Origin of the sequence: Sulfuricurvum sp. (assembly GCF_041651515.1) — a bacterium.
In the GTDB taxonomy this organism is placed as follows: domain Bacteria; phylum Campylobacterota; class Campylobacteria; order Campylobacterales; family Sulfurimonadaceae; genus Sulfuricurvum.
The window spans coordinates 200,128-213,261 of the sequence record NZ_JBAZJF010000001.1; the positions used below are offsets into that span (position 1 = coordinate 200,128).

General features: G+C 44.1%; 9 protein-coding genes. 6 read left to right on the forward strand and 3 right to left on the reverse strand.

Translation table 11 applies throughout. The annotated features are described in order from the left end of the window. Nucleotides 1-37: 37 nt before the first annotated feature. The 5 genes from nifJ (at nt 38) to WC407_RS01015 (ending at nt 7,922) form a co-directional block, all read left to right on the forward strand. The gene (gene nifJ / locus WC407_RS00995; protein WP_373020178.1) at nt 38-3,604 is read left to right on the forward strand and encodes a pyruvate:ferredoxin (flavodoxin) oxidoreductase; all 3,567 of its coding nucleotides are present in this window, start codon (nt 38-40) and stop codon (nt 3,602-3,604) included. 13 nt (nt 3,605-3,617) lie between these two features. Beyond that, entirely contained in the window at nt 3,618-4,373 is a 756-nt protein-coding gene (locus WC407_RS01000; RefSeq protein WP_373020180.1) for a hypothetical protein, read from the forward strand. Between the two features lie 153 nt (nt 4,374-4,526). Beyond that, a complete protein-coding gene (locus WC407_RS01005; RefSeq protein ID WP_373020182.1) occupies nt 4,527-5,930 on the forward strand; it encodes a chloride channel protein in 1,404 nt (467 codons plus the stop codon). Nucleotides 5,931-6,028: 98 nt separating this feature from the next. Next, a complete protein-coding gene (locus WC407_RS01010; RefSeq protein WP_373020186.1) occupies nt 6,029-6,598 on the forward strand; it encodes an ABC transporter substrate-binding protein in 570 nt (189 codons plus the stop codon). Nucleotides 6,599-6,746: 148 nt separating this feature from the next. Continuing rightward, a complete protein-coding gene (locus WC407_RS01015) occupies nt 6,747-7,922 on the forward strand; it encodes an MFS transporter (protein WP_373020188.1) in 1,176 nt (391 codons plus the stop codon). Here WC407_RS01015 and WC407_RS01020 read toward each other — a convergent pair. Together WC407_RS01020 and WC407_RS01025 are read right to left on the reverse strand one after the other, a co-directional pair. After that, entirely contained in the window at nt 7,915-8,322 is a 408-nt protein-coding gene (locus tag WC407_RS01020; protein ID WP_373020190.1) for a hypothetical protein, read from the reverse strand. The genes WC407_RS01015 and WC407_RS01020 overlap by 8 nt on opposite strands. Next, the gene (locus tag WC407_RS01025; RefSeq protein ID WP_373020193.1) at nt 8,319-8,945 is read right to left on the reverse strand and encodes a hypothetical protein; all 627 of its coding nucleotides are present in this window, start codon (nt 8,943-8,945) and stop codon (nt 8,319-8,321) included. Before WC407_RS01025 ends, WC407_RS01020 begins: the two co-directional genes overlap by 4 nt. 113 nt (nt 8,946-9,058) lie before the next feature. Between WC407_RS01025 and WC407_RS01030 the strand changes: the two genes are divergently transcribed. Next, nucleotides 9,059-10,729, forward strand: coding sequence for a SulP family inorganic anion transporter (locus tag WC407_RS01030; protein WP_373020195.1), 1,671 nt, complete (start codon nt 9,059-9,061; stop codon nt 10,727-10,729). Here the strand turns inward: WC407_RS01030 and WC407_RS01035 are convergent. Next, the gene (locus WC407_RS01035; RefSeq protein ID WP_373020197.1) at nt 10,726-13,071 is read right to left on the reverse strand and encodes an EAL domain-containing protein; all 2,346 of its coding nucleotides are present in this window, start codon (nt 13,069-13,071) and stop codon (nt 10,726-10,728) included. The two genes, WC407_RS01030 and WC407_RS01035, sit on opposite strands and share 4 nt — an antisense overlap. Nucleotides 13,072-13,134 lie beyond the last annotated feature (63 nt).

Here is a 13,134-nt window from a genome sequence, read left to right on the forward strand (position 1 = left end):
ATTACAATAAAATCCTTTGAAAAACAAAGGGGAGAAGATGCACCACCACACTGATCCAAACCTCGCTACGATAGATGCCAATGAAGCTGTTGCACGTATCGCTCATGCCACCAATGAAGTCATTGCTATCTATCCCATTACCCCCGCATCTGTAATGGGAGAACTCTGTGACCTCTACTCCTCGCAAGGAAAAACCAATATTTTCGGCACTGTCCCTGAAGTCATCGAAATGCAAAGCGAAGGGGGAGCTGCCGGCGCGGTGCACGGAGCACTGCAAAGCGGAGCATTAACAACAACGTTTACCGCTTCTCAGGGGCTCCTTCTTATGATTCCAGATATGTACAAAATTGCGGGAGAACTCACTCCAACCGTATTTCATGTTGCAGCACGTTCCCTTGCGGCACAAGCACTCTCTATCTTTGGTGACCATTCGGACGTTATGGCCACCCGTCAGAGCGGATTTGCCCTGTTATGTTCAGGAAATGTCCAGGAAGCGCACGATTTTGCCCTTATTTCTCAAGTAGCATCGCTGAAAAGCCGTATTCCGTTTCTCCATTTTTTCGACGGGTTCCGAACGTCGCATGAAGTGGATAAGATCACCTTGATCGACGACGCCACGATCAAAGCCATGCTGGATAACAACACGATTCATGCCCATCGAGAACGTGCCCTCACTCCCGATCATCCCTTTATTCGGGGAACGTCCCAAAATCCTGATGTTTATTTTCAAGGACGCGAAAGTGCCAACCGTTTTTACAATGCTCTCCCTCTCATTTTAGAGGAAACCCTAGAGCGTTTTGCCCAATTTTCCGGACGTCGTTATCAGCTCTTTGAGTATATCGGTGCTCCCGATGCACAACGCCTTATTATTTTGATGGGATCAGGAGCCGAAGCGGTACATGAATCCGTCGAATATTGGGTAGCACAAGGTGAAAAAGTCGGCGTCATCAAAGTCCGCTTATACCGTCCTTTTTCGAAAGCCCATCTTATTGCCGCACTCCCCTCTACGGTCAGGGCTATTGCCGTTTTAGATCGAACCAAAGAGCCGGGTTCTCAGGGAGAGCCTCTCTATCTTGACATCACTACTGCATTGAACGAAGCTTGCACGGAAGGGGAAGCTTCGTTTCCTATGCCGTTTATCGTCGGAGGACGCTATGGTCTCTCTTCCAAAGAGTTCACCCCGGGTATGATCAAAGCGGTTTTTGATAATCTCTCAGAGCCTCATCCTAAAAATCATTTTACGATCGGGATCAATGATGATCTAACCCATACCAGTTTGGAGTGGGAACATGATCTTTCCATTCTCTCATCCGAAACGTACGAAGCAATCTTTTTCGGTCTCGGTGCCGATGGGACGGTGGGGGCGAACAAAAATTCGATTAAAATCATCGGAACCCACAGCGACAATTTTGTCCAAGGGTATTTTGTCTACGATTCGAAAAAATCAGGTTCCATGACAACGTCACATCTGCGCTTCGGTCCCCATCCTATCCGCTCTACCTATTTGATTCGTCATGCCGATTTTGTCGCATGTCATCAGAGCGTATTTCTGGAAAAATTCGAGATTCTCTCTTACGCCAAAGAGGGGGCGCTATTCCTCCTCAACACCTCTTTCCCTCACAATGAAATTTGGCATCGTCTGCCGCGAAGCGTTCAAGAGGAGATGAGAGATAAACGTATCCGTTTTTTCACTATTGATGCGTACAAAATTGCAAAAGACAACGGACTTGGAGCTCGGATTAATACCATTATGCAAGTTTGTTTTTTTGCCCTTTCTGAGATACTCCCGCGTAAAGAAGCAATCACTTTCATCAAAGAATCAATCACTCACAGTTACGCCAAACAAGGAGAGACAACGGTTCAAAACAACCTCAATGCGGTCGATCAAAGTATTGAGCATCTTTTCGAAATACCCATTGGCCAGGAGATTGACAGTACCTTACTCCTTCATAATACGATACAAGGGACGGACAACCCCTTTATCACTTCCATCATTTCTCCACTCATCGAAGGGCACGGAGATGAGCTCCCCGTCAGTGCGATACCTTTTGATGGAACATGGCCCAGTGGAACTACCCGTTATGAAAAGCGCAATATTGCCACAGAGGTTCCGCAGTGGGAAAGCCATCTGTGCATTGAATGCAATAAATGTGTCATGGTTTGCCCCCACGCAGTTATTCGCTCCACTATTGCGGATGAATCCCTCTTGGCTAACGCTCCTGATGGATTTATAACCCTCCCTGCCAAAGGGAAAAATTTCACCTCCACCGACCGCTATACCCTTCAAGTTTCAGTCGAAGATTGTACCGGATGCGCACTGTGCGTTGAAATATGTCCCGCAAGTGATAAAATGGATCCAAACCATAAAGCGATCAATATGGTTCCCCAAATGCCGCTCCGAGAAAGCGGCATCGTCGCATGGGACTATTTCACGTCACTTCCCCCGTTTGAACGGAGCAAGCTCGATCATGCCAAGGTCAAAGAGAGCCAATTTTTAGAACCTCTTTTTGAATTTTCCGGTGCATGCCCAGGATGCGGAGAGACCCCTTATCTAAAGCTTCTTAGCCAACTGTTCGGCGATCGGATGATGGTTGCCAACGCGACAGGATGCTCATCCATTTATGGCGGTAATCTCCCCACAACCCCCTGGAGTAAAAACGCTCAAGGGCGTGGAGTAGCCTGGTCCAATTCGCTTTTTGAAGACAATGCCGAGTTTGGATTGGGGATGCGGCTTGCACTTGACCAACACGCTCAATATGCCCATGATCTTATACTGCTCATAGAAGATCAGCTTGATCCCACACTGGTGGAAGCGATACTCACAGCGGATCAACACGATGAAATCCAGATAAATATGCAGCGCGAACGGATTGAACTCCTAAAAGAGCATTTAAAAACGCTCACCACGGAAGAGGCTTTTCGCTTGCTCGATATCGCCGACTATCTCGTCAAAAAATCGCTCTGGATTGTCGGAGGAGACGGATGGGCGTATGATATCGGTTATGGGGGGCTCGATCATGTTCTTGCCAGTGGGAAAAATGTCAATATCCTTGTTTTGGATACCCAAGTGTATTCCAATACCGGAGGACAACAGTCCAAAGCTACACCCGTAGGTGCCGTCGCTAAATTTGCCGCCGGAGGAAAAAGCAAATCGGCCAAAGATCTCGCCCTTATGGCACTCTCCTATCCTGATGTCTATGTCGCCCGTGTCGCGATGGGGGCCAATGACACCCAAACCCTCAAAGCATTTATCGAAGCCGAAGCCTATGATGGGGTTTCGATAATTATCGCCTATTCGCATTGTATCGCCCACGGATACGATTTGCGTTACGGAATGAATCAGCAAAAACTGGCTGTCGAATCAGGACTTTGGCCGTTGTTTCGCTACCATCCCGAGCGTATCAAAGAAGGGAAAAATCCGATGAATCTAGACTACAAAGGTCCACAAATTCCGGTGGAAGAGTATATGATGAATGAAACGCGATTCAGTTCCCTGTCACAAAGCGATACTGCGTCAGCTAAACGATTTCTTCAAAGTGCTTCCGAACATGCTCAAGAGATGTTCAAACATTACAGTTTACTGGCAAAAGACGATTTTTCATAGAGGCTTTTATTGAATGAATACACACCCCCTCACTAACCGCGTCCCGCACATCCTGTTCTTATATTGGGTAATCAAAATTGCATCAACCACTCTGGGCGAGACGGGAGCCGATATGTTTTCCATGACCTATGATATCGGGTATGGCAATACTATTGTCCTGTTTATGGGTGTATTTCTAATACTCTTATCGATTAAACTCATTATGAAGCGGTACGAGCCGATACTCTATTGGCTAACTTTTACCGCCACGGCAATCGCAGGGACCGCTATTTCAGATTTTATCGACCGTACACTCGGACTCGGATATACCAGTGGTTCACTTCTCCTCGTGTCGCTTTTGGCTCTCATCCTATGGGGATGGTATATCAAAGAAAAAAGTATCAACGTCGAGTCTATTACCACCACCGGAGCTGAACTTTTTTACTGGATGGCATTTTTAGTGGCCAATACGCTCGGAACGGCTGCAGGTGATTTTTTAGCCGATGAGATAGGAATGGGATTTGCCCAAAGCGCCCTGCTAATCAGTGCTATACTGGCTCTGATCGCTCTGTTTCATTATAAAACGAACGTATCGAAAGTTCTCCTCTTTTGGCTGGCATTTGTACTGACGCGCCCTTTCGGGGCTACTTTCGGTGATCTCTTGACCAAAACCCACGAAAAGGGGGGGCTTGATCTTGGTACGGTCGGATCCTCGGTGTTTTTTACAGTCGTCTTAGTGCTGGCGGTCGCCAAAGAAGTATGGCGGAACAATGATTATTCTAATTTGTGAGAAGCATTGATTGTTTAGAATTTTTGAAAAATAGAGCTTCTGCTCAAACTCGAAATATACGTTTTTTATCAAATATATGGATCCAAATATTGTGATCGTTGATTAACCAATCAAAGTTATACTGTTAACACTTCTTCCCCTCAAAGACACGCTATGAAAAAACATATTACCGAACAAACTGTCATTTTCTTCAGTGTTGCCAAGTGGCTATTTTTATCATCACTAACTGGCATTATGATCGGCTTTTTAATGTCGATTTTTATTAAAACAGTTCATGCGGCACAAGACACGCGCGCACTTTTACCGTTTCATTTTTACTATACATTACCTTTTGCCCTTATGCTTACCGTTTGGATTGTCAGAACTTTTGATAAAAATGCATCAGGCCACGGTACCGAAAAAGTAATTGAAGCAATACACAAAGAAGACGGATATATCAATGCAAAAGTAATTCCCGTTAAATTGGTTGCGACAGTTCTGACCATTTTTTCAGGAGGATCCGTCGGGAAAGAAGGGCCGGGCGCTCAAATCGGTGCAGGTGCTGCTTCCTTTGTTGCAACATTGCTAAAGTTTTCCAAACCAGATCGAAAAAAATTGGTTATATGCGGAATTAGTGCGGGATTTGCTTCTGTATTCGGTACACCTATTGCGGGTGCCATCTTTGGTATCGAGGTACTCATTATCGGGGTCATTTTGTACGATGTCCTTTTACCCTCTTTTATAGCAGGATTTGCTGCATACACGACCGCACAATTTTTTGGAGTTCATTATGAAGTTTACGATATCAGTTTTTATCAATCACTTCATTTAAATTTGACACTGATCGGTCAAGTTGTACTTGCCGGTATATTTTTCGGTATTGTTTCAGACTCTTTTATTACTTTGATGAACCATATAGAATCTTGGATTAAAAAAATTCCTTACAACAGATATTTAAAAGCATTTGTGGGTGGTCTGCTTCTAGTGGGTTTGTCATATTTCATATCTGATAAATATTTAGGTCTCGGGCTACCAACCATCGCTCATGCACTTGACCCCGTCGCTCTTTTATCTGAAAATATACATTGGTATGATTTCATTATGAAAACAATATTTACCGCGGTAACTTTGGGTTCGGGGGGAAGCGGCGGAGTTATTACTCCCATATTTTTTGTCGGCGCCACAAGCGGTATTGCTTTTGGTCATTTCATCGGAGATCATATCGCTCTTTTTGCTGCTTTAGGATTCGTAAGCGTTCTTGCAGGAACAACTAATACCCCTATCGCATCGATCATTATGGCAGTTGAGCTTTTCGGTGTTAATATGTCAAACTATGCGGCACTGAGCGTTGTAATTGCATTTTTGATTACAGGACACCGAAGTATTTTTAACTCTCAGAAATTGTCTCTAAGAAAAGCTGATAATATTACTATTGGCGAAGGAAATAATATTGAAAATACCTCCATTAGTATCAATATGAAAGATATCAATAAAGTTAAAAATTTGACCAATTCATTTCATTACAAACGTTTTAAATGGGAAGATAAAAAAGCGAAAAAAGATCAAAGCGAGCAATAATACTTTTATTCAAGTATCTATGTCATAAAATCAATATTATTTATCAAAATAACGTAATTCTATCCATGTCATTTAATATTTCTAGATAAAATATTTTGATGAAAAATATTTTTATTACTTTTTTTTTAACTCTTCTATTGGTAGTTAGTACTGGATGTACAAAACCTCATGACAATGAACCATTAAAAGTTGGAATAAATGAGAAAATATCCAGTCAAATATTATATTTAGGACAGATTTTAGGTTATTATTCAGCTGATGAGATTAAAATTTCTACTGTCAAAACAGATGTAGAACTCTCAGCGGAGCTATCCAGTGGCAAGATTGATGTTGCTACTATCAGACTGGCTCGTGCTCAAAAAATGGTGAAAGAATCTAATGCTTTTAAAATAATATTTTATATGCGAATTTCACCATCAAAAGCAGATATACCTGAGCCTTCTTCCAATCCGAATATGAATGTTTTAATAATGCGCAAATCTATTGCTGAAAAAAATGCTCAGAAAGTAAGTGTTCTGCTGGATGGTTGGAATTCAACGCTTACCTATATTAATAATCATCCTGACCAAACTATTGATTCTTTCGGTCAACAGTTAAAAATAGAATCAAAAAATATTTCTTCTGAACTAAAAGAAGCTTCTTTATTATTCTTATTGTCGGACAAATAAAGTTTGTAATGATGAGAACTGCTCTTTTTTCGATGACATCAATAATATTCAAATTCTTGTGGAAAATACAAAAACTCACTAAAAGTTTTAACAAAAACCACCTAAAATAGGGGTAAAATTGGATTTTATCTTTATTCAAAAGAGATCCATGAAACTCTTATCCCTCAACAAAAACATTATCGCCCTCGGAGCCAACAGTTTTTTTACCGATTTTTCCACCGAGATGATCCTTCCACTGCTCCCTCTTTTCCTTGAGCGATTTTTACACGCGACCAAAAGTGAAATCGGACTCATCGAGGGGACAGCCGAATTTGGGGTTGCGATGCTGATTGCCCTATCGGGGTTCTACTCCGATCGCCTCGGTAAACGCAAAGGGATCACGCTGTTCGGATACGGAATGTCAAACCTCATCAAACCTCTCGCCTTTTTCGCTCAAAGTGCCACAATGATAGCAACCATCCGCATCGGAGACCGTCTGGCCAAAGGGGTACGGGTCGCTCCGCGTGACGCGCTCATCAGTGCCTATACCCCAAAAGAGATCAGCGGCTTTGTATTCGGATTCCACAAGATGATGGACGGTGCGGGGGCACTTGCGGGTTCACTCACCGCCTTTGGATGTTTGTGGTGGCTAGGGGAGAGCGAAGGGACATTTCGGACGATTTTTGCCATCAGTCTGATACCGGGGCTTGTATCCATGATGATCCTCATTTTTTGGGTCACCGATGTCCCCTTCACCCCTGCTCCCACTCGCCGTTTCCACCCCGAAGCGCTCCCTGCACCGTTTTATTGGCTGGTGGGATTTCAGAGCCTCTTTAGCCTCTTTGCCATGAACTACTCCTTTATGCTCCTCAAAGCGGAAAACAACGGTCTCTCCCTCGCCATGATACCCCTCGCCTATGCCCTCTATAATCTCAACCAATCGGCGTTTGCCATACCCATCGGAAAAGCGGCCGATCGTTTCGGCAAACCCGCTTTGCTCGCATGTGTCTATATGGCATTTGGTTTAGGGGCACTCGCTATGGCTTCAGGCTCAGTGGGAGGAGTATGGCTCGGATTCGGGATTTACGGATTTTTTGCCGGCGGCTTTAACGCTCTGGCCAAAGCAATTATCTCGGATACGGCTCCGAAAGAACTCAAAGCGACGGCATACGGTGTCTATTATACGGCAGTCGGAATTACGACGCTCACCTCTTTGGCAAGTGCAGGATGGCTGTGGGATCATTACGGAAACAACATCCCTTTTCTGATTGCATCCGCTTCGGCACCGATTTTAGCGATTGCCCTTTTTAGTATGCGCCGCCATCTAATCCACCACTCTATTTAAACACCACTTTGCTGTACCGATCATACACCCATTCCGCAACCGCTTGTCGCTCTGAGCTTGAGAGTTTCCCTTTTAAAGAAGGCATGATCCCGAATTTTTCGATTGCCATGGAACTGCACATACTGTATTGAACGCTCGGATTTTCGATGTAATCTTTGATAAATGCGATAATTACACGCCGTTTAACATCGCTGTCTTCATCCGCGATAATAATATTCTCTTTAAGACGAGTGGAAACTTCGACCATCGGCGGAGCTTTTAATGAACCTAGCTTCTTCACAACCTCTTGTTTTTCCATCATTTCGACGTGGCATTTCATACACTGTTTTTGATAAACCGTGTATCCATCCACGCCCCACAGTGTATACCAAGCCAGTGTCAAGAGCCAAAGCAGTTTCATTTATGTTCCTCACTCTTTTCTTTTATACAACCGACCAAACGGACATCATCCCGATAATCGATCATAATACGCGCAACCCTCTCTTGCCAAAGTGTTCCAAATAACGTTCGTGCAGGAGCATCCGCTTTATCCGTAAGTATCAACGGCAATAATGCTCCCAACTGAGAATCGGCAGGTACGATGGTAGGATCATAGCTCAATACAACCCGTTCACCGCTATCCGTACGCTCCAATGCCATTTCGCCCTCCATGGTTATTTCATAGCTCAACAAATCGCGTCGATCAAATTGCCCTCCCAAACCATGAAAACCTCCTTTTTCAGTCGCACCCGTAATCATGGATGCCACATTGGCGATCACCCCCACAACACCCTCTCCGAGTTTGCCTTTCATCATCACTTTTATCTTTCCTCGAACAGGTGTTTCATCACCGTAAAGCGCCTTTAACCCCTTTTGAATCATCAGATATGCACCTGCAACCGTAGGACAGGAGTGTCCCGCCAATTTCACCACCTCTTCGTAGTGATATTCCAGAATACCGTTCTCTGCCGCCCCCAACACCTCTGCCAACGGATCAGCCATCGTAATTGACGGTATAAGAGTAAAAAAATCGGGAGTTTTCATGTGTTGCCTTGCCCTAAATAAAGTGTTGAGATTATAAAGAAATAACGGATAATTTGACTTGACCGATATCAAGTGCTACACTGTCGGAACACGTTATCCAAGGATGATTTTCGATGCTGCGCTCGATTCACGACTCTTTAGAGCCAAAACTTGTTACCCTCTTCCGTCGTCAAGGTTATTCATGGGCTGATTTCAGTGCCGATACCATTGCCGGACTTGCCGTTGCCATTGTCGCGCTCCCCCTTGCAATGGCAATCGCTATCGCATCCAATCTCCCCCCTGAGAGGGGACTCTTTACCGCAATCGTTGCGGGATTTTTGATCTCGGCACACGGAGGGAGCCGTTATCAGATCGGTGGACCTACCGCCGCATTCATCGTTACCGTTGCTACGGTTGCCATGAAACACGGCTATGAGGGATTGGTACTCGCCACATTGATGGCAGGGGGAATACTGATCCTTATGGCATTCTTTCGCGCAGGAGAGATGATCAAATTCATCCCCTACCCCGTCATCATTGGGTTTACTTCCGGGATTGCATTGCTCATCGCATTTTCACAGATACGCGATTTCTTTGGACTTTCCATCTCGACGGTTCCCCCTGACTTTATCGACAAACTCACCGTCTACGTCGCTCATCTTCACGAAACCAATTTTATCGCCATCCTCGTCGCTCTTGCCTCTATCGGTATCATCCTTCTCACCAAACGCTATATCCCGAAAGTTCCGGGACCGATTGTCGTTGTGGTTCTCTCTGGACTGGCGGTTTGGCTTTTAAACCTCCCTGTTGAGACGATAGAAAGTCGATTCGGTGCGATCCCCTCTATGCTTCCGACTCCCGTATGGCCCGAAATCACGTTTGAAAAAATGCGTCTCCTCCTCCCCGATGCCATCACGATTGCAACCCTTGCCGCAATCGAATCGCTTCTCTCTGCAGTCGTTGCCGACGGGATGAGCGGTACACGTCATAAATCGAATGCCGAACTGCTGGGGCAGGGAATTGCCAATATCGCTTCGGCTATTTTTGGAGGACTCCCGGCTACCGGAGCTATAGCCCGCACCGCTACTAATGTTAAAGCGGGAGCACGTACTCCGGTTGCAGGGATAATGCATGCAGTATGGCTCTTTTTGTTTATGCTCTTACTCTCACCCCTGATTGTAAAAGTTCCTCTTGCTGCATTAGCCGCTATTTTGATGGTTGTTGCATGGAATATGTCCGAACTTAAACATGTCCGAGAAATTATGCAAGCCCCACGCAGTGATCGGATTGTTTTAATCGTAACCTTTACGCTGACCGTCTTAGTTGATCTAAACTTCGCCATCCAAGCAGGAATTGCCCTCGCTTCCATCCTCTTTATCGATCAAATGATGAAAGCGACCCAAATACACTCCGTAGAAAGTGACGAAGATGATCACGATTCAATCCACCATAAATTGATCCCAGAGGGTGTAGAGGTATATGAGATTCAAGGACCCCTCTTTTTCGGTGTCGCCGAAAAACTGGTTGATACCCTCCTCCTCTTTCAAATTCCGCCAAAAATATTTATTCTCCGAATGCGCTATGTCCCGCTTATCGATGCAGCAGGGTTACACGCACTTGAAACCTTGCAGGAACGTCTAGCCAATAACGATACAGTGCTGATACTCTCAGGGGTAAATCCGCAAGTTAGACGCTTTATCTCCCAATCTCACATCGATGAAAAGATCGGGCAAGAAAATATCGTCGATCACATCGACAAAGCGATCCTTAGAGTTAATGAAGTCCTAAATGCCTATAACGTTTAGGGGTGTACTTGACACCGCTGCACATCTTGATTAAGTAATTCTTCAAACGTATTGGCTTGTACCGGCTTACTGCACAAATACCCTTGAAAATATTCGCATCCGTGAAGCTCCAAGAAGGTAAATTGCTCAATCGTCTCAACCCCTTCTGCAATCACATCGAGATTAAAAATAGATGCCATCGAAAGGATGGTTTCAACCAATGCCGCATCATCCTTATCCGACATAATATCGCGGACAAAACTGCGATCGATTTTGAGTGTCGTAAAGGGAAGCCGTTTAAGATACGCAAGCGAAGAATACCCCGTACCGAAATCATCCATTGAAAGGCTGATTCCCGCTGTACGCAGACGGTTCATTTTATCGATCACGGTATCCACTTTGTCGATGATCATTGATTCCGTCAGTTCCAATTCCAGCATCGAAGGGACGATTCCACTCTCAGCGACAATCCGTATCACCTTATCAACGAAGTCACTTTGACGAAACTGTACCGCGCTCACATTGACGGCTATCCGTTCAATATGGGATTTGCTGATATTATTGGTCCTCCATCGGACAAATTGGGTACATGCTTCACGCAATACCCATTCGCCGATAGAAACAATCAAACCGCTCTCTTCGGCAATATCGATCATTTCATCCGGCATAACGATCCCCATCTGAGGATGGTTCCATCGCAATAACGCCTCGGCACCCACAATTTTCTTCGTCGAAATTTTAATCACCGGCTGATAAAAAAGCTCCAGTTCCCCATTTTTAATGGCATAACGGAGACCATTTTCCAAAAAGAGACGTTTTTTAATCCACTGATCCATTTGTTCTTGATAAAATCGTGTCGTATTTCGACCCTCTTTTTTAGCTTGATACATTGCCGTGTCGGCATACTTTAATAAATCATCCGAAGTTTGTTCCTTTGAACTCACTAAAACAACCCCAATACTCGAACTGGTTATTATCGGTTCATTAAGCCCCACATTAAAAGGATAGGAAAGCGCCTCATGTATTTTTTCACTCACCACTTCCGCTTTGATCGCGGCAATATGCGGATCATCTCCTAGATCGTTTAATAAAACAACAAATTCATCCCCCCCTAAACGGGCCACAGTATCCCCTTCTCGGCATACGCTGACAATACGCATAGCGGTTTCAATTAGCAATGCATCTCCAATATGGTGCCCCAAAGAATCATTGATACTTTTAAAATGGTCTAAATCCAAAAACATTACCGCTATTAAAGTTCCGTGACGGCGATACTGTGCTAATGCCTGGTTAATACGGTCTTGGAGCAAAACACGGTTGGGAATATCCGTCAATGCATCAAAATAGGCTTGATGCTTCATTTTCTCTTCAGCAAGTATCCGATCGGTAATATCGGTAACAATAGCAACACCACCGATAATATTGCGCTGGGCATCATACATTGGGGTGGTCTTCAAGGTAACCCATAACTTCAGTTGTTGATACTTCGTCGTATAAGGGCCTTCATAGTACCCTTTTTTGCCTTGCTGATGTGCACTTATAGCCTCGTTTAAGGAAGTATCCGGAAGTTGCTTTAAGTCCAATCCGATCATGCGGTTGCGGTCAATCTGTAATATATTCATCATCTCTGTATTAGAATCTATAACCACCAAATCATTATTATAATAAAATATACCGGCAGGTGCCTCTTTAAAAATAGTCTCAAAGTGCTCATTGGACAGGGCCAATGCATCCATCGCTTTTTGGTAAAGAATTTTGGATTTTAATGCATTCATAATATTCGTATGAATCCGCTTTGACCCCGTTATCAGCAATATAAAAAAAGCGCCAACGAGTATCCCCATCATTTGATATTCAACTCCGGGATGAAAGAACATCATACCAAACAATGGGGCAAGCAACACGAATAAAAAAAGGATGGTAACTCCAAAAAGAGACGCTAACGTCCCCGAAGCCACCGAAGCTATTCCTGAAATCAAGAAAATTAAAAAATATTCATGGAGCGGATTCGAAGATTTAAAAATAAAAAATGCTGCACTGCCCCATACCAAGGAAGAGGTCAATATCATATAAGAAAAATACCGTTCCCAACTTTTTAGCGCGTGATTTTCATAATGGGTGCGATGGGAGCGTAATAACCTTAAGCGCCAGAACAGCGTAGCCGTCACAAGAATGAACCAACCTACAACATAGGCGATAATCGATGTTCCGATAAAAAGGTATAAAACAACCGATGCACCGAAAAAAAGTGGTAAAATTGATGCAAAAGACTGCTTATAGGCCATCGAGACCTGCTCACACCGAATACGCTCTTTTTCATCGCTATTTAATCCCGATAAAAGATCTTTATTTTTTAAAAACATAATACTCACTGGTTACGATTATATGAGCATAGGATAACGCAATACAGATGAAAAACAAATAGC